Annotated in this window: 20 protein-coding genes; 14 read left to right on the top strand and 6 right to left on the bottom strand. The window is 66.6% G+C overall.

What is annotated here, in order from left to right; genetic code table 11:
• Window positions 1–2: 2 nt before the first annotated feature.
• The 8 genes from rplO (at window position 3) to rplQ (ending at window position 4,989) form a co-directional block, all read left to right on the top strand.
• Window positions 3–437 carry a 50S ribosomal protein L15 gene (gene rplO, locus I4484_RS18270; protein ID WP_197448630.1) on the top strand — a complete coding sequence of 145 codons (435 nt, stop codon included), beginning with the start codon at window positions 3–5 and terminating at the stop codon, window positions 435–437.
• The gene (gene secY, locus I4484_RS18265) at window positions 438–1,769 is read left to right on the top strand and encodes a preprotein translocase subunit SecY (protein ID WP_167119201.1); all 1,332 of its coding nucleotides are present in this window, start codon (window positions 438–440) and stop codon (window positions 1,767–1,769) included.
• Window positions 1,770–1,821: 52 nt separating this feature from the next.
• Entirely contained in the window at window positions 1,822–1,935 is a 114-nt protein-coding gene (rpmJ, locus tag I4484_RS18260; protein ID WP_031384759.1) for a 50S ribosomal protein L36, read from the top strand.
• 122 nt (window positions 1,936–2,057) lie between these two features.
• Window positions 2,058–2,414, top strand: coding sequence for a 30S ribosomal protein S13 (gene rpsM, locus I4484_RS18255; protein ID WP_197448629.1), 357 nt, complete (start codon window positions 2,058–2,060; stop codon window positions 2,412–2,414).
• Between the two features lie 39 nt (window positions 2,415–2,453).
• Window positions 2,454–2,840: a 30S ribosomal protein S11 gene (gene rpsK / locus I4484_RS18250; RefSeq protein ID WP_010626488.1), complete on the top strand. Its 387-nt coding sequence runs from the start codon at window positions 2,454–2,456 to the stop codon at window positions 2,838–2,840.
• Window positions 2,841–2,852: 12 nt separating this feature from the next.
• Complete coding sequence (gene rpsD, locus I4484_RS18245; RefSeq protein ID WP_010626489.1) at window positions 2,853–3,473, top strand: 30S ribosomal protein S4; 621 nt, start codon at window positions 2,853–2,855, stop codon at window positions 3,471–3,473.
• Window positions 3,474–3,555: 82 nt separating this feature from the next.
• Window positions 3,556–4,554 carry a DNA-directed RNA polymerase subunit alpha gene (gene rpoA, locus I4484_RS18240; protein ID WP_197448628.1) on the top strand — a complete coding sequence of 333 codons (999 nt, stop codon included), beginning with the start codon at window positions 3,556–3,558 and terminating at the stop codon, window positions 4,552–4,554.
• Window positions 4,555–4,593: 39 nt separating this feature from the next.
• A complete protein-coding gene (gene rplQ / locus I4484_RS18235; protein ID WP_010626491.1) occupies window positions 4,594–4,989 on the top strand; it encodes a 50S ribosomal protein L17 in 396 nt (131 codons plus the stop codon).
• A 130-nt stretch (window positions 4,990–5,119) separates the two neighbouring features.
• On the opposite strand, the gene uvrA is transcribed toward rplQ, so the two are convergent.
• Entirely contained in the window at window positions 5,120–7,981 is a 2,862-nt protein-coding gene (gene uvrA / locus I4484_RS18230) for an excinuclease ABC subunit UvrA (RefSeq protein ID WP_197448627.1), read from the bottom strand.
• Window positions 7,982–8,144: 163 nt separating this feature from the next.
• Here uvrA and I4484_RS18225 point away from each other — a divergent pair, with 163 nt between their 5' ends.
• From I4484_RS18225 to I4484_RS18210, 4 genes are all read left to right on the top strand, one after another.
• Entirely contained in the window at window positions 8,145–9,530 is a 1,386-nt protein-coding gene (locus tag I4484_RS18225; RefSeq protein ID WP_197448626.1) for an MFS transporter, read from the top strand.
• Window positions 9,531–9,601: 71 nt separating this feature from the next.
• Window positions 9,602–10,228: a single-stranded DNA-binding protein gene (locus tag I4484_RS18220; protein ID WP_197448625.1), complete on the top strand. Its 627-nt coding sequence runs from the start codon at window positions 9,602–9,604 to the stop codon at window positions 10,226–10,228.
• A gap of 33 nt (window positions 10,229–10,261) precedes the next feature.
• Window positions 10,262–11,155 (top strand): sugar nucleotide-binding protein, encoded by an 894-nt coding sequence (locus I4484_RS18215; protein WP_197448624.1) that lies wholly within the window; start codon window positions 10,262–10,264, stop codon window positions 11,153–11,155.
• Window positions 11,152–11,910, top strand: coding sequence for a 1-acyl-sn-glycerol-3-phosphate acyltransferase (locus tag I4484_RS18210; RefSeq protein ID WP_197448623.1), 759 nt, complete (start codon window positions 11,152–11,154; stop codon window positions 11,908–11,910). The genes I4484_RS18215 and I4484_RS18210 overlap by 4 nt, the downstream gene beginning before the upstream one ends.
• 71 nt (window positions 11,911–11,981) lie before the next feature.
• Here the strand turns inward: I4484_RS18210 and fabB are convergent, their stop codons facing one another.
• Together fabB and fabA are read right to left on the bottom strand one after the other, a co-directional pair.
• Window positions 11,982–13,199, bottom strand: a complete 1,218-nt coding sequence (fabB, locus tag I4484_RS18205) for a beta-ketoacyl-ACP synthase I (RefSeq protein WP_197448622.1) — start codon at window positions 13,197–13,199, stop codon at window positions 11,982–11,984.
• A 14-nt stretch (window positions 13,200–13,213) separates the two neighbouring features.
• The gene (gene fabA / locus I4484_RS18200) at window positions 13,214–13,729 is read right to left on the bottom strand and encodes a 3-hydroxyacyl-[acyl-carrier-protein] dehydratase FabA (protein WP_197448621.1); all 516 of its coding nucleotides are present in this window, start codon (window positions 13,727–13,729) and stop codon (window positions 13,214–13,216) included.
• Between the two features lie 247 nt (window positions 13,730–13,976).
• Here fabA and I4484_RS18195 point away from each other — a divergent pair, with 247 nt between their 5' ends.
• On the top strand, window positions 13,977–15,839 hold the full coding sequence (locus tag I4484_RS18195; RefSeq protein WP_197448620.1) for a bifunctional diguanylate cyclase/phosphodiesterase: 1,863 nt from the start codon (window positions 13,977–13,979) through the stop codon (window positions 15,837–15,839).
• 18 nt (window positions 15,840–15,857) lie between these two features.
• On the opposite strand, the gene phrB is transcribed toward I4484_RS18195, so the two are convergent.
• The 3 genes from phrB to I4484_RS18180 all read right to left on the bottom strand — a co-directional run bounded on the left by phrB (window position 15,858) and on the right by I4484_RS18180 (window position 18,708).
• Window positions 15,858–17,276 (bottom strand): deoxyribodipyrimidine photo-lyase, encoded by a 1,419-nt coding sequence (gene phrB / locus I4484_RS18190; protein ID WP_197448619.1) that lies wholly within the window; start codon window positions 17,274–17,276, stop codon window positions 15,858–15,860.
• A 17-nt stretch (window positions 17,277–17,293) separates the two neighbouring features.
• On the bottom strand, window positions 17,294–18,208 hold the full coding sequence (locus tag I4484_RS18185) for a MerR family transcriptional regulator (protein ID WP_197448618.1): 915 nt from the start codon (window positions 18,206–18,208) through the stop codon (window positions 17,294–17,296).
• Window positions 18,209–18,327: 119 nt separating this feature from the next.
• Window positions 18,328–18,708 carry a sirohydrochlorin chelatase gene (locus I4484_RS18180; protein ID WP_197448617.1) on the bottom strand — a complete coding sequence of 127 codons (381 nt, stop codon included), beginning with the start codon at window positions 18,706–18,708 and terminating at the stop codon, window positions 18,328–18,330.
• A 160-nt stretch (window positions 18,709–18,868) separates the two neighbouring features.
• On the opposite strand from I4484_RS18180, the gene I4484_RS18175 reads away from it, so the two are divergent.
• Complete coding sequence (locus I4484_RS18175; protein WP_197448616.1) at window positions 18,869–19,780, top strand: TIGR01777 family oxidoreductase; 912 nt, start codon at window positions 18,869–18,871, stop codon at window positions 19,778–19,780.
• Window positions 19,781–19,804 lie beyond the last annotated feature (24 nt).

The following is a 19,804-nucleotide window of genomic DNA, read 5'->3' as shown; positions in this document are numbered from 1 at the left end:
CCATGAAACTCAACAGCCTGAGCCCGGCACCGGGCTCCAAGCACGCCGAGAAGCGCGTCGGTCGTGGCATCGGCTCCGGCCTGGGCAAGACCGGCGGCCGCGGCCACAAGGGCCAGAAGTCGCGCAGCGGCGGCAGCGTGAAGCCCGGCTTCGAGGGCGGTCAGATGCCGCTGCAGCGGCGTCTGCCCAAGTTCGGCTTCACCTCCATGAAGTCGCTGGTCTCCGAAGAGGTGCGCCTGAGCGAACTGGCCAAGGTCGCCGGTGACGAAGTCACCCTGGAGACCCTGAAGCAGGCCAACGTGCTCAAGGATGCCACCCAGCACGCGAAGATCATTCTTTCCGGCGACGTCAACAAGGCGGTCACCGTTCGCGGTCTCAAGGTCACCAAGGGTGCCCGTGCCGCGATCGAAGCCGCCGGCGGCAAGGTAGAGGACTAAATGGCCAAGTCAGGAAACATGCCGGCGATGGGCAGCGGTCTGAGTGAACTGTGGGCGCGTCTGCGCTTCGTGCTCCTCGCCATCGTGGTGTACCGCATCGGTGCCCATATTCCCGTTCCCGGTATCAATCCTGACCAGCTTGCTGCCTTGTTCAGGGAGCAGCAGGGCACCATCCTGGGACTGTTCAACATGTTCTCGGGTGGTGCGCTGGAACGCATGAGCATCTTCGCCTTGGGCATCATGCCCTACATCTCGGCGTCGATCATTATGCAGCTGCTGACCGCGGTCTCGCCCCACCTCGAGCAGTTGAAGAAGGAGGGGGAGGCCGGCCGCCGCAAGATCAGCCAGTACACCCGCTACGGCACGGTGGTGCTGGCCCTGGTCCAGGCCACCGGCATGTCGGTGGGGCTGGCCAGCCAGGGTATCGCCTATACCGCCGACTTCAGCTTCTACTTCACTGCCGTCGTCACCTTCGTGTCGGGCGCGGTGTTTTTGATGTGGCTGGGCGAGCAGATCACCGAGAAGGGGATCGGCAACGGTATCTCGCTGCTGATCTTCGCTGGTATCGTCGCCGGCCTGCCGGGTGCGGTGGGCCAGGCATTCGAGCTGGCCCGCAATGAAGGCGCGTGGAACGTGCTGCCGCTGCTGGCCCTCTCCGTGCTGGGCGTGGCGACCGTGGCCTTCGTGGTGTTCATCGAGCGCGGCCAGCGCCGCATCACGGTGAACTACCCGCGGCGTCAGGTCGGTAACAAGATGTATGCGGGGCAGAGCAGCTACCTGCCGCTGAAGGTGAACATGGCGGGCGTGATTCCGCCGATCTTCGCCTCCAGCATCCTGCTGTTCCCCGCCTCCATCGGCCAGTGGGTCGGCGCCGGCGACGGCATGGAGTGGCTGCAGCGGGCGTCCCAGGCCTTGGGCCCGGGGCAGCCGCTGTACATCTTGCTTTTCGCGGCGGCGGTGGTATTCTTCTGCTTCTTTTACACAGCGCTGGTCTTCAACCCCAAGGATGTCGCTGACAACCTCAAGAAGTCAGGGGCCTTCCTGCCGGGTATTCGCCCTGGTGAGCAGACCGCTCGCTACGTCGACAAGGTCATGACGCGTCTGACCCTGTTCGGCGCCCTGTACATCACTGCGGTTTCCCTGATGCCCCAGTTCCTGATCGTGGCGTGGAACGTGCCGTTCTTCTTCGGCGGTACCTCGCTGCTGATCGTGGTGGTGGTCATCATGGACTTCATGGCCCAGGTGCAATCGCACCTCATGTCGCACCAGTACGAGTCGGTGATGAAGAAGTCCAACCTGAAAGGCTATGGCAGCGGCGGCATCATGCGCTGAGCCGCGCCGCCGGTGATCTGGCGCGCCGCGTGCCGATTTTGGAGAAGGAACGATGAAAGTTCGAGCTTCCGTCAAGAAGATGTGCCGCAACTGCAAGATCATTCGGCGCAATGGCGCGGTCCGCGTCATCTGCACCGAGCCGCGGCACAAGCAGCGCCAGGGTTGATTCTGGCGTTTGTGGAAAAGCGGTGCCGGCATACCCCTTGCCCAAAGCTGGGTAAAGGGGTATGCTGTTGCGCCTTTTGTAGTGACTAATCGAGCAAGCCGCTCAAATTTCGGAGAAAGCTGATGGCCCGTATTGCAGGCGTCAATATCCCGGACAACAAGCATGCGGCGATCTCGCTGACCTATATCTTCGGGATTGGCCGCACGCGTGCGCAGGAGATCTGCGTCGCAACCGGCATCGCGCCGACCACCAAGATCCAGGAGCTCTCCTCTGAAGAGGTCGATGCCCTGCGTGCCGAGGTCGGCAAGTATACCGTGGAGGGTGACCTTCGTCGTGATGTGACGCTGAACATCAAGCGTCTCATGGACCTGGGTTGCTATCGTGGTCTGCGTCATCGTCGTAGTCTTCCGCTGCGTGGTCAGCGGACCAAGACTAACGCGCGTACCCGCAAGGGCCCGCGTAAGCCGATCCGCAAGTAACACGCACGTTCTGGCGTAAAGACAGGAATTGACATCAACATGGCTAACCCGCGTAGCAACCGTAAAAAGGTTAAAAAGCAGGTAGTGGACGCCGTTGCGCACATCCACGCCTCTTTTAACAACACGATCGTGACGATCACAGACCGCCAGGGCAACGCCCTTTCCTGGGCAACTGCCGGTGGTTCGGGTTTTCGTGGTTCTCGCAAGAGCACCCCGTTCGCTGCTCAAGTGGCAAGCGAGCGTGCAGCGACCGCTGCAGCCGAGTATGGTGTGAAAAACGTCGACGTGCTGGTCAAGGGCCCCGGTCCTGGCCGTGAATCCGCCGTGCGCGCGCTGAGCGCCGCCGGCTTCCGCGTGCAGAGCATCACTGACGCGACGCCCATTCCCCACAATGGCTGCCGTCCGCCGAAGAAACGCCGCGTTTAAGGAGACAGATTCATGGCTCGTTATATTGGACCGAAGTGCAAACTGTCTCGTCGTGAAGGCACCGACCTCTTCCTCAAGAGCGGTGTGACTCCCTTCGAGAAGAAGTGCAAATCCGAGCAGATTCCGGGTGTGCACGGCCAGCGCCGTCAGCGTCTTTCCGACTACGGCTTGCAGCTTCGCGAGAAGCAGAAAGTGCGTCGTATCTACGGCGTGCTCGAGAAGCAGTTCCGCAGCTACTACAAGGAGGCCGCCCGTCGCTCCGGCGCCACCGGCGAAGTCCTGCTGCAGCTGCTCGAATCCCGACTGGACAACGTCGTCTACCGCATGGGCTTCGGTTCCACTCGTTCCGAGGCGCGCCAGCTGGTGAGCCACAAGGCGATTGCGGTCAATGGCCGTACCGTCAACGTGGCTTCCTATCAGGTCAAGCCCGGCGACGTGGTTTCCGTTCGCGAGAAGGCGAAGAACCAGGCGCGCATCCAGAGTGCGCTTTCCATCGCTGCCAACCGTGGCGACGTCGCCTGGATCGAGGTGGACGCGAAGAAGATGGAAGGCACCTTCAAGGCTATCCCGGAACGCGGCGACCTGTCGGCCGACATCAACGAAAACCTGATCGTCGAGCTGTACTCGAAGTAAGCGTCGCTGATCGCGTCGTGCCGGCCCCTGGGGGCCGGCAACGAGTACCGAGTAACCGTTAGGCAGCCTCAAAGGTGTAGTTATGCAGCGTTCAGTGACAGAGTTTCTCCGTCCGCGCGATATCAAGGTCGAAGAGATCAGCGCGCATCACGCGAAGATCGTGCTCGAGCCGTTCGAGCGTGGCTTTGGCCATACCCTGGGCAATGCGCTGCGTCGCATTCTGCTCTCGTCCATGCCCGGCTGTGCCGTGGTGGAAGTCGAGATCACGGGTGTCGAGCATGAGTACAGCGCGATCGAGGGTGTTCAGGAAGACGTCATCGAGATTCTCCTGAACCTCAAGGACGTGGCCATCCGCATGCACAGTCGCGACGAGGCGGTGCTCTCGCTGAACAAGCAGGGCCCGGCCGTGGTGACCGCGGGCGACATCGTCCTCGATCACGACGTCGAGATCGTCAATCCGGATCACGTCATTGCCCACGTCAACGAGGGCGCCGAGCTCAAGATGCAGCTCAAGGTCGCTCGCGGCCGTGGCTACGAGCCGGCGGATGCCCGTGTGGGCGCCGACGACGAGTCGCGTGCCATCGGTCGGCTGCAGCTGGATGCCACCTTCAGCCCCGTGCGCCGCGTCTCGTATGCCGTCGATGCCGCGCGTGTCGAGCAGCGTACCGACCTCGACAAGCTGATCATCGACCTGGAGACCGACGGCACCCTGGATCCGGAAGAGGCGATCCGTCGCAGCGCGACCATCCTGCAGGAGCAGCTGGCTGCGTTCGTCGACCTGGAAGCCGACAAGGAGCAGGAGGTCGTGGAGGAGGAGGATCACGTCGATCCGATCCTGCTGCGTCCCGTAGACGATCTCGAGTTGACCGTCCGCAGTGCCAACTGCCTCAAGGCCGAGAACATCTACTACATCGGCGATCTGATCCAGCGCACCGAGGTGGAGCTGTTGAAGACGCCGAACCTCGGCAAGAAGTCGTTGAACGAAATCAAGGACGTGTTGGCTGCACGCGGTCTTTCCCTCGGCATGCGGCTGGAGAACTGGCCGCCGGCGAGCCTGAAGGACGACAAGGCCTCCGCGTGAGCGTCGACTCGAGTCCCAGTTTGGTAAGGAATCACAACCATGCGTCATCGTAAGAGTGGTCGTCACCTGAATCGTACCAGCTCGCATCGCCAGGCCATGTTCAAGAACATGAGCGTGTCGCTGATCGAGCACGAAGTGATCAAGACAACCCTGCCCAAGGCCAAGGAGCTGCGTCGCGTCATCGAGCCGCTGATCACCCTGGCCAAGCAGGACAGCGTTGCCAACCGTCGTCTGGCCTTCAGCCGCACCCGCTCCAAGGAAGCGGTCGGCAAGCTCTTCAACGAGCTGGGTCCGCGTTACGCCGAGCGTCCGGGCGGTTACGTCCGTATCCTCAAGTGCGGCTTCCGCACCGGCGACAACGCCCCCATGGCCTTCGTCGAGCTCGTCGACCGTCCGGTCGTCGAGGAGGTCGAGGAAGCCGCCGCCGAGGAGTGATCCCCGGCAGCGGGCCCGGCCCGGCATCGCTGTAGCAACACGAAAAACCCGGCTTCTCGCGAAGCCGGGTTTTTTGTGGCTGGCTCGGTAGTCGCGGCTTGTCCGATGCCGCTGGCCGTCATACTAGGAGCTATTTGGATGCTGCCAGTTCGGCCTGCTGGCTTCTGGCTCGCTCCAGCAACGGCTTGAGGAAGCGCCCGGTGTGGGAGACCTCCATCTCGGCGACCTGTTCGGGGGTGCCCTCGGCGATGATGCGCCCGCCGCCGGAGCCGCCCTCGGGGCCGAGGTCGACGATCCAGTCGGCGGTCTTGATCACGTCGAGGTTGTGCTCGATCACCACGATGGTGTTGCCGTGGTCGCGCAGGCGGTGGAGCACGGCGAGCAGCTGGCGGATGTCCTCGAAATGCAGCCCCGTGGTGGGTTCGTCGAGGATGTAGAGTGTCTTGCCGGTGTCGCGCTTGGCCAGCTCGCGGGCCAGCTTGACCCGCTGGGCCTCGCCGCCGGAGAGGGTAGTGGCGCTCTGCCCCAGGCGGATGTAGGAGAGCCCGACGTCGAGCAGGGTCTGCAGGCGACGGGCGATGGCCGGCACCGGGCTGAAGAATTCCAGCGCCTCCTCCACGGTCATCTCGAGCACTTCATCGATGCTCTTGCCCTTGTACTCGATTTCCAGCGTCTCGCGATTGTAGCGCTTGCCCTTGCACACGTCGCAGGGCACGTAGATGTCGGGCAGGAAGTGCATCTCGACCTTGATCATGCCTTCGCCCTGGCACGCTTCGCAGCGCCCGCCCTTGACGTTGAACGAGAAGCGGCCGGGCTTATAGCCGCGCGAGCGTGCCTCCTGGGTGCCGGCGAAGAGCTCGCGGATCGGCGTGAAGATGCCGGTATAGGTGGCCGGGTTGGAGCGCGGCGTGCGCCCGATGGGGCTCTGGTCGATGTCGATCACCTTGTCGAGCTGGTCGAGTCCCTCGATGGTGTCGTAGGAGGCCGGGGTCAGGGTGGTGGCGTGATTCAGTTCGCGGGCGGCGATAGGCATCAGCGTCGAGTTGATCAGCGTCGACTTGCCCGAGCCGGAGACGCCGGTGACGCAGATGAACAGCCCCAGCGGCAGGGTCAGGCTGACGTCGTGCAGGTTGTTGCCGCGTGCGCCGGTGAGTACCAGCCGCTTCTCGGGGTTGCCGGGGATGCGCCACTTGGGCACCTCGATACGCCGCTTGCCGGAGAGGTACTGCCCGGTCAGCGAGTCGTGGCTGGCCATGACCTGCTCGGGGGTGCCCTGGGCGACGATCCTGCCGCCGTGCACGCCGGCGCCGGGGCCGATGTCGAGCACATGGTCGGCGGCGCGTATGGCGTCCTCGTCGTGCTCGACCACGATCACGGTGTTGCCCAGGTCGCGCAGGTGGATCAGGGTCTTGAGCAGGCGGTCGTTGTCGCGCTGGTGCAGGCCGATGGAGGGCTCGTCGAGGATGTACATGACGCCCACCAGGCCGGCGCCGATCTGGCTGGCCAGGCGGATGCGCTGGGCCTCGCCGCCGGAGAGGGTCTCGGCGCTGCGCTCGAGGTTGAGGTAGTCGAGGCCGACGTTGACCAGAAACTCCAGGCGCGCATGGATCTCGTTGATCACCTTCTGGGCGATTTCGCCCTTGCGCCCGGGCAGGGTCAGGCGCTGAAAGTAATCCCAGGCCTCGCCGATCGGCAGCTGCACGATCTGCGGCAGCGTGTGGTCGTCGACGAAGACGTGGCGTGCCTCCTTGCGCAGGCGCGAGCCGTGACAGGTGGGGCACGGGCGGTCGGCGATGTAGCGCGCCAGCTCTTCGCGCACCATGCTCGACTCGGTCTCGCGGTAGCGGCGCTGCATGTTGGGCAGCACGCCTTCGAAGGGGTGCTCGCGGGTCACGCGGCGACCGCGGTCATTGACGTAGCTGAAGGCGATCTCGTCGTCGCCGCTGCCATAGAGGACGATCTCCTTCTCGTGGCGGGCAAGCTCCTGCCACGGCGTCTCCAGGGTGAAGCGGTAGTGGTCGGCAATGGCCTGCAGCTGGCTGAAGTAGTAGATGCTGCGCCGGTCCCAGCCCTTGATCACCCCCTCGGCCAGGGACAGTTCCGGATGGCTGATCAGCTTGTCGGGGTCGAAGACCTGCTGCACGCCCAGGCCGTCGCAGGTGGGGCAGGCGCCGGCGGGGTTGTTGAACGAGAACATGCGCGGTTCGAGTTCGGCGATGGCGTAGCCGCACACCGGGCAGGCGAAGCGTGCCGAGAAGGTGATGTCTTCGGCCTCGCCGTCCATGAAGTGGACCACGGCGATGCCGTCGGCCAGATTGAGGGCGGTCTCGAACGACTCCGCCAGGCGCTGCTGGAGCCCGTCGCGCACCTTGATGCGGTCGATCACCACGCTGATGTCGTGCTTCTTGTTCTTGTCCAGCGGGGCGATGTCGTCGAGCTCCAACGCCTGGCCGTCGACCATCACGCGCACGAAGCCCTGGGCGCGAAGCTCGGCGAGCAGCTGCAGGTGCTCGCCCTTGCGCCCCGACACCACCGGCGCCAGCAGCATCAGCTTGCTGCCTTCGGGCAGCGCCAGTACCTGGTCGACCATCTGCGATACCGTGCTCGCTTCCAGATCTTCGCCGTGCTCGGGGCAGCGTGGCGTGCCGGCGCGGGCGAACAACAGGCGCAGGTAGTCGTAGATCTCGGTGATGGTGCCCACCGTGGAGCGCGGATTGTGCGAGGTGGACTTCTGTTCGATGGAGATCGCCGGCGACAGCCCTTCGATATGATCGACATCGGGCTTCTCCATCATCGACAGGAACTGCCGGGCATAGGTGGAGAGCGACTCCACGTAGCGCCGCTGGCCCTCGGCGTAGAGGGTGTCGAAGGCCAGCGAGGACTTGCCCGAGCCCGAAAGCCCGGTGACCACGATCAGGCTGTCGCGGGGCAGTTCGACGTCGATCTGCTTGAGGTTGTGGGTGCGGGCACCCCTGACCACGATCCTGTCCATTCCCACCTCATGGCGCTCGGCAAAACCTCGATTATACGCGTGCGGTCGAGCGCGCGCCAAAGCGCCAGTAGGTAGGGGCGTTTCCTGTGGGGGCCGGAATCGTTAGAATAGTCGGTCCACCTCGAGGGCCCGGCCCACCCACCATGGAATCGTCATCGCCCCTATGCGCAAGCTCTCTGGACTGCTGCTAGCCTCCGAACGGCGTGCCATCACCGGCCTGGCCGGTCTGTATGCCACACGCATGCTGGGGCTGTTCATGGTGCTGCCGGTGCTGGCGCTTTATGCCGACGCGCTGGACGGCGCCACGCCGCTGCTGGTAGGGCTGGCGCTGGGCGTCTATGGCCTGACCCAGGCGATCCTGCAGATCCCCTTCGGCCTGCTCTCCGATCGCCTGGGGCGCAAGCCGGTAATCGCCGGCGGCTTGCTGCTGTTCCTCCTGGGTAGCGTGGTGGCGGCGTCCGCCGACAGCATCGGCGGGGTGATCGCCGGACGCTGCCTGCAGGGCAGCGGGGCGGTGGCCGCGGCGATCATGGCGCTGCTCGCCGACCAGACCCGCGAGCAGGTGCGCACCGCCGCCATGGCGACCATCGGGCTCTCCATCGGCGTGGCGTTTGCCGTGGCCATGGTGCTGGGGCCGTGGCTGGCCGCGGCGTCCGGCCTGGCGGGTGTGTTCTGGTTCACCGCCGGCCTGGCCGCGCTGGGCCTGGTCGTGCTGTGGAAGCTGGTACCGCCGGCACCGCGGCGTCTGCGGCATCGCGACGTGGGCATCGACCGACGGCAGTTGGCGGCGACCCTGGCGCGGGCGGATCTGTGGCGGCTCGACCTGTCGATCTTCGCCCTGCACTTGCTGTTGATGGCGATCTTCGTTGCCGTACCGTTCCGCCTGGTCGAGGCGGGCATCGCAGTGGAGCGACACGGGCTGACCTATCTTGGCATCATGACGCTGGCCTTCGTCGCCATGGTGCCGCTGGTGGTGGTGGCCGAAAAGCGCCAGCGCATGAAGGGCGTGAGCCTGGCGGCGATCGCCGCGATTGCCGTCAGCCTGGCCGGCCTGGCCGGCTTTGCTGGTGGCTGGGCGCTGTTCGCCTGGTTGCTGCTGTTCTTCACCGCGTTCAATCTGCTCGAAGCGATGCTGCCGTCGATGCTCAGCAAGCTGGCACCGGCCGGGGCCAAGGGCACGGCCATGGGGGTCTACTCCACCAGCCAGTTCCTCGGCGCCTTCCTCGGCGGCGTGCTGGGGGGCTTTCTGGCCCAGCAGTGGGGGCTGCCGGCGGTGTTCGTCGGCAGCGCCGTGCTGGCCGGTCTCTGGTGGTTGCTGATGCTGGGCATGCCGGCCCCGCCGCATCTGTCGAGCGAGGTGGTGGCGCTGGACGGTGGGCACCAGGAGGATACGCTCGATACGCTGATGGCGAGCTTTGCCGACGTGGCCGGGGTCGAGGACGTTCTGGTCGTGCCGGAGGAGCGAGTCGCGTATCTTAAGGTGGACCGGCGCCGCCTCGACGAGGATGCCCTGGCGCGCCTGATCCGCTCGAACCGCCACGGCGGTTAGCCTGTCCGCAGGCATCGGGCCGCAAGGCCGAACCATTACAATGCACCTGTTCACTATAGAGGGAGTCCAGCATGGCCCGTGGCGTCAACAAGGTCATTCTCATCGGTAACCTGGGGCAGGACCCCGAGGTCCGCTTCATGCCATCCGGCAGCCCCGTCGCCAACCTGCGCGTGGCAACCACCGACACCTGGACCGACAAGCAGAGCGGCCAGCGTCAGGAGCGCACCGAGTGGCACTCGGTGGTACTGTTCAACCGCCTGGCCGAGATCGCTCAGCAGTATTTGAAGAAAGGGTCTCGGGTCTACCTCGAAGGGCGCCTGCAGACGCGCAAGTGGCAGGGACAGGACGGTCAGGATCGCTACACCACCGAGATCGTCTGCAATGACATGCAGATGCTCGATTCGCGTAGCGGCGACTTCGGTGGCCAGGCCGGGGCGGGCATGCCGCAGCAGCAGGGTGGAGGCTACGGCGCACCGCAAGGCGCCCCCGTGCCGCAGCAGGGCGGCTACGGCGCTCCGCCGCAAGGTGGTGGTGGCTACGGCAACGCCTCCCAGCAGGGTGGCGGCGGCTATGGCGGCCAGCCTCAGCAGCGCCCGGCGCCGGGCGGACAGCCCCAGCAGGGCGGGCAGAAGCAGAACAACTACGGTGCACCCGACCCGGGTAGCTTCGACGATTTCGACGACGAAATTCCGTTCTGACGCCACCCGACCGAGGCTGCCGGAGACTATTGTGTGAAGCTGTTGGTACTAGATGCCGGCCATTGCCTCAATCTGGCACTGGCCAGGCTGGTGCATCGCCGCAGTGATACCGAGCTGGTCATCGAGCCGGGGCTGAAGATCGATGCCGCCCGGCTGCGCGAGCTAACGCCGGCGGCCGTGGTCATCCCGCCGCTGTCGGCGCCGATGGAGATCGAGCCTGCGGCCGTGATTGCCCACGGCGAGGGCGTCGACGCCTGCCTGGCGGCGTGCCGTGAGACCGACACGCCGCTGGTGTGGTGCGTCTCCGACCAGCTCTACCAGGATGGCTTCGAAACCCCCATCGACGAACACGTGATACCGTCGCCGCGGGACGAGAGCCTCAGGCGGCTGATCGCCATCGGCGATCGCATCCGCCAGAGCCATCCCCGGCACCTGATTGTGCGCCTGGGGCCGCTGTTCGCGCTGGAGGGCGGGCACGCCTGGCTCAGCGGCGTGATCGACAGCCTGGTGACCGGGGAAGAGGTGCGCGCCGCCCAGGACGTGATCTTCTGTCCGACCTCGGCGGATGCCGTGGCCATGGCCCTGGTCGGCATGCTGCACCAGCTCGACTGCGGCTCCGACGCCTGGGGCGCCTATCACCTGGCGGGAACGGAGCCCGTCAGTGCCTACACCTTCACCTCCATGGTGCGCACCCAGCTCTCGACGCGCCTGGAGGGGCTGGGCGAGCAGGTGGGGCTGGGTGAGGTCAAGGCGCTCAAGCATCATCACGACCAGCCGCTGCGCCGGGTGCTCAACTGCCGGCGTGTGCTGGAGGCCTTCGGCGTGCATCAGAAACCCTGGCGGCTGGAGGTGGGGCGCCTGCTCGACGAGTGGTGCCAGGCGCGCCGTGCCTCGCCGGGCGATGAAAAGGGCGGCTCGGCTTCATGAACGTGTTGCGCAGCCTGCTGTTCTACGTCGGCTACTTCCTCGCCGTGTTCGTCTTCGGTGCGCTGCTGCTGCCGGTTGCGCCGCTGCTGGCGCTGCCGGCACGCTATCGCCTGCTCAATCTCTACAACCACTTCCTCACCGCCTGGTTCCGCTGGACCTGCGGCGTGACCTACCGCGTTCGCGGCAGGGAGCACCTGCCCGAGGGCCCCTGCGTGATCCTGGCCAACCATCAGTGCGAGTGGGAGACCATCTTCCTGCAGATTCTCAAGCCGCCGGTGTGCACGGTGCTCAAGCAGGAGCTGTTGCGCATTCCGGTGTTCGGCTGGGGACTCCGGTTGCTGCACCCCATTGCCCTGGATCGCTCCAAGCCGGCGCGAGCGATGAAGCAGGTGCTGACCCAGGGCGTGGTGCGGCTGCAGGAGGGGCTGTCGGTGCTGATCTTTCCCGAGGGCACCCGGGTCGACCCGGGGCAGCGACGCCGCTACAACAAGAGTGGTGCCGTGATCGCCTGTCGTGCCGGGGTGCCGGTGCTGCCGGTGGCACACAACGCCGGCGAGCGCTGGCCGGGGCGCCACTGGGTGAAGAATCCTGGCCTGCTCAACGTGGTGGTCGGCGAGCCGATCGAGACCGCGGGGCGCACGCCGGAGGAGGTGCTGGCGGAGGTCGAGGCGTGGATCGAGGCGCGCCTGGCCGAGATCTCCGAAGTGCCGCGCCCACAGGCGGCCAAGCCCGCGGTAGGCGCCAGTACTGGCTAGAGTGGCACCGACCCAGACGCAGAAGGCGCCCCGCGGGGCGCCTTCTGCGTTTCGAAGTGGCGGCGTTGTCGCTAGTCGCGATAGCGCTGCAGCACCAGGCAGGCATTGGTGCCGCCGAAGCCGAAGCTGTTGGAGAGCACGCGATCGACGCTGACGCCATCGCGCATGCGCGTGACGATATCGAAGCCGGCGGCCTGGTCGTCGAGCTCCTCGACGTTGGCCGAGGCGGCGATGAAGCCGTGCTCCATCATCAGCAGGGAGTAGATCGTCTCCTGCACGCCGGTAGCCCCCAGCGAGTGGCCGGTCAGTGACTTGGTCGAACTCATCGGTGGCGTGGTGTCGCCGAAGACCTCGCGGATCGCCTTGAGCTCGGCGACATCGCCTACCGGCGTCGAGGTGCCGTGGGTGTTGATGTAGTCGATCCCGCCGTCGACCGTGGCCATGGCCTGGCGCATGCAGCGCACCGCACCTTCGCCGGAAGGGGCAACCATGTCATGGCCGTCGGAGGTGGCGCCGTAGCCGACCAGCTCGGCATAGATCCTGGCCCCGCGGGCCTTGGCGTGCTCGAGCTCCTCGAGCACCAGCATGCCGCCGCCGCCGGCGATGACGAAGCCGTCGCGGGCCTTGTCATAGGGGCGCGAGGCCTTCTCTGGCGTGTCGTTGTACTCCGTCGTCAGGGCGCCCATGGCGTCGAACAGGCACGACAGCGTCCAATGCTCCTCCTCGCCGCCGCCGGCGAAGACGACGTCCTGCTTGCCCATCTGGATCTGCTCCATGGCGTTACCGATGCAGTGGGCAGAGGTGGCGCAGGCGGAAGAGATCGAGTAGTTGACGCCCTTGATCTTGAACGGCGTGGCCAGGCACGCCGAGACGGTGCTGCCCATGGTACGGGTGACCCGATAGGGGCCGACCCGGCGCAGCCCCTTCTCGCGCATCACGTCGGCGGCCTCGACCTGGTTGGCGCTGGAGGCGCCGCCGGAGCCGGCGATCAGCCCGGTGCGTTCGTTCGACACCTGCTCGGGGCTGAGGCCCGCATCCTCGATGGCCTGGGCCATGCTTACATAGGCGTAGGCCGCCGCGTCGCCCATGAAGCGGCGCAGCTTGCGGTCGATCAGGGCGTCGAGATCGATGTCCACGACCCCGGCGACCTGGCTGCGAAAGCCGCGTTCGGCATACTCCTCCTTGAAGCGAATACCCGAGCGCCCGCTCCGGAGCGCTTCGACGACCGTGTGTGCGTCGTTGCCCAAGCAGGACACGATGCCCAGGCCGGTGACTACCACTCGTCGCATGGGAGCCTCCTGTTTCAGAAATTCGCGGTAGAGGTGAACAGGCCGACCCGCAGGTCGTTGGCCTGGTAGATGTCGCGGCCATCGACCGAGACGGTGCCATCGGCGATGCCGAGGATCAGGCGTCGGGTGATGATGCGCTTGACGTTGATGTGATAGGTGACCTTGTTGGCCTCGGGCAGGATCTGGCCGGTGAACTTCACCTCGCCACAGCCCAGCGCACGGCCACGGCCCGGGTGGCCGAGCCAGCCCAGGTAGAAGCCCACCAGCTGCCACATGGCGTCGAGCCCCAGGCAGCCGGGCATGACCGGATCGCCGGGGAAGTGGCAATCGAAGAACCACAGGTCGGGTTGGATATCCAGTTCGGCGATCAGCTCGCCCTTGTTGAACTGGCCGCCCTCTTCATGGATGCGCGTGATACGGTCGAGCATCAGCATGTTGGGTGCCGGCAGCTGGGCATTGCCGGGGCCGAAGAGTTCGCCGCGGCTACACGCCAGCAGTTCTTCGCGTTCGAAAGAGTGTTGCTTGGTCACTGAGTCGTTCCGAGTCGCAGTTGTAGTGGGCTCTTCCGCGTGCGGTGCGGAGGCAGCATGGCACAGGAGCCAACCCGCCCGGGCGGCCCTGCCTAGTCTACTGGCCGAGGCCCCTGATTGCACGCCGGGCATGACGCGACGGCCACCAGCGATTAAAGTGTCAGCGCCAAGTGTCGATACTCAAGGTAGGGTCGATGCATAGCATGGGCGCAACTTTCCTTCTTCCTCCGTTACGTCGGGACCTCTCATGCGGCCATCCTTCGCATTGAACCGCCCCTTGATCTGGGCTGCCATGGCAGCGCTGCCGGCCTGTATCTGGCTGCCCAGCCCCGGTTTGCGGATGGCCGCGGTGTTTATCGTCGTGATGGGACTGGCCTCCGCCTGGCGCCAGATCAGGCGCGATCGCCAGCATGCCGACCTGATGCAGCAAGCGCTGATGCTCTCCGAGGAGGGCGTGCAGATCACCGATGCCGAGAACCGCATCCTGGCCGTCAACCCTGCCTTTACCCGCATCACCGGCTTCACCGAAGAGGAGGTGCGTGGGCTCAATGCCGCCAATCTGGCCGCGGCGCGTCACGACCCGGCCTTCTTCAAGCGTTTCTGGCAGACCCTGCACAGCAAGGGGCGCTGGGAGGGAGAGATCTGGAACCGGCGCAAGCAGGGCGACGAGTTCCCCGAATGGCTGCGGGTCAAGGCGATCACCGATGCGCGCGGGCACATCACCCACTATGTCGGTACCTTCACCGACATCTCGGTGCACAAGGCGCGAGAACAGGACCTGCGGCGCATCGGCTTCGAGGATCCGCTCACCGGGTTGCCCAACCGCCGCCGCCTGCACGACCTGATGACCTCGCGGCTGCGCCACCTGCGAGCCGGCGAGAGCCTCGACATGGCGATCGTCGACATCGACGGCTTCAAGTCGGTCAACGACAGCCTCGGCGTGGAGCAGGGCGACCGGCTGCTGGCACGCTTCGGTCAGCGTCTGGCCCGCCACGTGGCGGGCGGCGTGGTGGGGCGCCTGGGCGGCGACGAGTTCCTGGTCATTCGCACCACCACCTTCGACGACCACGACAACTGGGTCGCCGGGCTGCGTCAGCACCTGGGCGAGCCCTTCGAGCTGGGCAGCAAGACGCTGCGCCTGGGTCTCTCGATCGGCAGCTGTCGCGCCCCCGAGGACGGCAAGGAATCCAGCCTGCTGTTCCAGCGCCTGGAGTCGGCGCTCTACTCGGCCAAGCGCCACGGGCGCAACGTCAGCCAGCGCTTCCGCCCGGCACTGGACGTGCAGAACTCGCCGCACATGGCGCTGGTCTACGGCCTGCGCGACGCCCTGGCCAACGGCGACCAGCTCGAGCTGCACTACCAGACCCAGCACCGCATCATGGACGGCGCCGTGGTCGGCATGGAAGCACTGCTGCGCTGGCGCCACCCCGAGCATGGCATAGTGTCACCGGCCGACTTCATCCCGCTGGCCGAACGCCACGGGCTGATGGGGCCGCTCGGCAACTGGGTGATCGACGAAGCGCTGGCCCAGATGTCGCGCTGGCGCGACCTGGGCCTGCCCCAACTGCCCGTGTGGATCAACATCTCGGCGATCCAGATGTTCCAGGGAGAGCTCGAGACGGCGCTCTCGGCGGGGCTGGCGAGGCACGGCATCGAGCCGGCTCAGCTGGGCCTGGAACTGACCGAGTCGGTGCTGCTCGACGAACGCGCCGGCGACATCGTGCCACGGCTGGAGGCGCTGCGCGCCAAGGGCCACCGCATCGCCATCGACGACTTCGGCATGGGCTATTCGTCGCTCAGCTATCTCAAGAACCTGCCGCTGGACAAGCTCAAGCTCGACCGCGCCTTCATCCGCTCGCTGCCTGACGACCCTGCCGATGCCGCCATCGTCAGCGCCGTGCTGGCGATGGCGAGAGGGTTGGGGCTCGATGTGGTGGCGGAAGGCGTGGAAACCCACGGACAGCTCGAATTCCTGCGCCAGGCGGGCTGCCGGCTGGTTCAGGGCTACCTCTATGCCCGGCCGGGGCCGGCCGACGTGATCGAAGCCCAGTGGCGGGCGCTGACGTCGGACGCCGCGGGGCTGGTACTGCGCGCCGAGCCATCGGTCTAGCGCCCCCCTTCGCTTGACCTAACGCGACGCCGGCAGTGCCTTGAAGGCCTCCAGCGCCCGGCTGCGTGCCGCCTTGTGCTCGACGATGGGCGGCGGGTAGCCGGTCGCCGACCGCTGGATGTCGCTGGGCGCATGGCGGTCACGCGGCGACAGGCCGGCGAGTTCGGGCACGTATTCGGCGATGAGGCGACCCTCCGCATCGAAGCGACGGGACTGGGTGGTCGGGTTGAAGATGCGGAAATAGGGGGCGGCGTCGGTGCCGGTGGAGGCGGCCCACTGCCAGCCGCCGTTGTTGGCACAGAACTCGCCGTCGACCAGGTGGCGCAGGAAGAAGGCCTCACCACGGCGCCAGTCGATCAGCAGGTGCTTGCTGAGGAACATCGCGGCGATCATGCGCAGGCGATTGTGCATCCAGCCGGTGCGGACCAGCTGGCGCATGGCGGCATCGACGATGGGGTAGCCGGTGCGCCCGTCGCACCAGGCGCGAAAGCCGGCCTCGTCGTCGCGCCAGGCCAGCGCCTCGGTGTGCCGCTGGAAGGCGCGATGGCGGCATACCCGCGGGAAGCCTGCCGCCACATGCTGGTAGAATTCGCGCCAGACCAGCTCGTTGACCCAGGCAGTGAGACCGGCATCGCCTTCGGCCAGGCTGCCATCGTTCTCGGCCAGGGCGGCCTGCAGGCACTGGCGATGCGAGATCATGCCCAGCGCCAGGTAGGGCGAGAGTTCGCTGGTGCCGGCGATGCCCGGAAAGTCGCGCTGGCTGGCGTAGCGGCGCGCACGAAAGCGCAGGAAGCGCTCCAGGCGATCGGCGGCGGCCGCTTCACCGGCGGGCCAGCGGCCGGCATCGACCGGCGTGTCGGCGAGCGGCGGCAGGGGGGGAGCGGGGTCGCGGGTCACCTCGGTGAGCGTCTGCACCGGGGGTGTCTCGCGCAGCGTCAGGCGTGGCGCCGTCAGTTGGCGATGCCAGGCGCGGGCGAAGGGGGTGAAGACGCCATAGTAATCGCCCTTGCGCGTCAACAGCTCGCCCGGGGCGAAGGCCACGCTGTCGTGATGGCCGGTCGCGGTCAGGCCCGCCTCCTTGAAGGCGTCGACAACGGCCTCGTCGCGGCGCTGCTCGTCTAGTGGATATTCGCAATTGAAGTGCAGCGCGTAGGCGCCGAGGTGGCGGGCGATCCCGAGCAGAGTGGCCGGCGCCTCGTCGAAATCCTCGATGTCGCGGTGCAGCAGGGGAATGCCCAGCCCGGCCAGGGACTCGCCCAGCGCCACCACGCCGCGATGCCAGAAGTCGAGCTTGTTGGCGCCGTGGCCGTGTCGCTGCCAGTGGGCCACGCTGCGCAGGAACACCGCAACGACCGGCCCCTGGCGCGCGGCGGCCGCGAGTGCCGTGTTGTCGTGGATACGCAGGTCGCGGCGAAACCACATCAGGGTGCAGGTCATGGCAGCCTCGCGGCGGCTCAGTGATCGAGAATCAGCGGGCGCATGCGGGACATGGCCAGGGGCAGGTCGTCGCCGAGCAGTTCCACCAGGCTGTCGGCCAGGTCGCCGCTGCGAATGCGAGCGACCGGCCCGCACAGGCCGAGGGGGGCGTCGAGCTGTTCGGCCAGGCGCGGCAACTGGCGACGGATCAGGTCGGCCCGCTCGGCGCGGCCACTGACGAGCACCAGGGCGGCGGCATGCAGCCGCTCGACCGCCAGCGGCAGTTCGCCGAAGGGCAGTGCGCTGTCCATCAGTTGGACCTGATAGCCGGCATCGCTCGCGGCGAGGGCCGCCAGTAGCAGCCAGAGGCTGCCGGGGTCGTCGGGCAGCGGGGCGATCAGCAGGGCGGGGCCCCTGGCCAGGCGGTTGGCATGATAGAGCCGGATGCCGATGCGGGTACGCAGGAACGACTCCAGGCAGCGGCGCTGCAGGGCGGCGCCGAGCTGGTCGGCCCAGTGCTCCTCGAGTTCACGGCACACCGGCTGCCATAGCTCCGCCAGGCAGGTGGCCACGGGGTAGAGGGCCAAGCCCTGGGTGAAGAGGGTTTCCATCTGGCCCTGATCGAGGGCTTCGATGGCCGCCATCAGCTGGCGCCGCTGGCTGGGCCAGTCGCCGGAGGCCGGCTCGACGATCGGTGCGGGTTGCGGCTGGTCGATGAGTTCCTTGACCTGGCTGACCGGCACGCCGCGACTCAGCCATTGCAGGATGCGCTCGACCCGCTCGATGTCCTCGCGGGCATAGAGGCGATGGCCCTTGGGCGTGCGCTTGGGGCGGATCAGTCCGTAGCGGCGCTCCCAGGCGCGCAGGGTAACCGAGTTGACGCCGGTAATGCGTGACACCTCGCGGATGGGGTAGAGCGGTGTGTCGGCCGGGTGGGCCCCCTTCTCGGTCATGCTCGCCTGCCTCTTTTGTTGTCCTGGCTCGTGGCAACGGATGTCTGGCGGTTGCCGCGGCCCGCTGCCAGGGAATATTGTACGCTAAACGGGCGGTGTACAACTGATGGCAGCCAGGGTCAAGTGGGCAGGGCTTCTCCCGCCTGTTCGGCGATGACGGCGGCCAGGGCATCGATGAAGGCGGGGTGCTCGCCGACGGGCGGCAGCAGCTCGAGCTCGATACCGGGGTGCGACGACCTGAGTGCCTCGACCTGAGCCGGGACGTCCTTGCGCAGATGGCGTCCGGCGGCGAAGAACAGAGGCAGGATCTCGGCGCGCCGGATGCCGGCCGCAGCGAGTTCGGCCACGCTGCTTTCCAGCGAGGGTTCGCTAAGCTCCATGTAGGCCAGCTTCAGCGGTGCCTGCATGCGCGCGGCCAAGGACGCGTGGAACCGCTCGAAGGGGGCGCGCCAGGCGGGATCGCTGGAGCCATGGGCGAGCAGGATCAGACTGTAGGTCATGGCGATCTCCGAAACACCAGTGTAGCGGGCCGGGCGACCAGGGCGAGCCGAACCGTTGATCCGACCGGCTGTCGCCAGCATAGCAGAGATGTACAACGATTGTATAACGAAAGGCGGGGCGGCGGAGCGGCGCCTGACGCCAGACGCGGGAGGGAGTCTGATGCGAGTCTTGATTACCGGCGGTAGCGGTTTCGTTGGCCAGCGCCTGTGCCTGCGCCTGAAGGAGGCCGGGCACCGCCTGCAGGTGGTGTCTCGTGACCCGGCGGCCGCCCGGCGCAAGCTGCCGGAAGGGGCCGACGTGCGGCGTTCGGTGCTCGACTTCGTCGACTCGCCGCCGCATGCCATCGTCAACCTGGCCGGTGAGCCCATCGCCGCCCGGCGCTGGAGCGACGAGCAGAAGAACCGGCTGATCGACTCCCGGGTCAACGTCACCCGCGACCTGGTGATTCTCTGCGAGCAGCTCGAACAGGCCAGCGGCAAGGCGCCGAGCGTCATGGTCTCGGGCTCGGCGATGGGCTATTACGGCGACCAGGGGGCACGCGAGGTCACCGAGGCGACCCCGCCCCACGACGAGTTCGCTCATCGCCTGTGCAAGCGCTGGGAGGACACTGCCCTCGAGGCGACCGACTTCGGCACTCGGGTGGCGCTGCTGCGCACCGGCCTGGTGCTGGACACCGGGGGCGGCAGTCTCGCCAAGATGCTGCCGCCGTTCAGGCTGGGCCTGGGCGGACGGTTCGGCGACGGCCAGCAGTTCATGCCGTGGATTCACCGCGAGGATCTGGTACGCAGTATCCTGTTCCTGCTCGAACGCGACGACCTCGAGGGGCCGTTCAACGGCAGCGCGCCGCATCCCGTCACCAACGCCGAGTTCACCCGAGCCCTGGCCAGGCAGCTCGGTCGTCCCGCCGTCATGCCGGTGCCGGCGGTCGTGCTGGAAACCGCCTTCGGCGAGATGGCGCGGCTGCTGCTGACCGGCGCCGACATGCGCCCGGCGCGGCTGCTCGAGGCCGGCTTCGCGTTCCGCTTTCCGACGCTCGAGGAAGCACTCGCCGACATTCTCGGGAAGCGTTGACCTACCGGCACTTGCTCACTTCGG

The organism is Halomonas sp. SS10-MC5 (assembly GCF_015992245.1).
GTDB lineage: Bacteria > Pseudomonadota > Gammaproteobacteria > Pseudomonadales > Halomonadaceae > Halomonas > Halomonas sulfidoxydans.
Note: the sequence above shows the minus strand (reverse complement) of the source record. Positions and strands in the feature narration are given on the sequence as shown.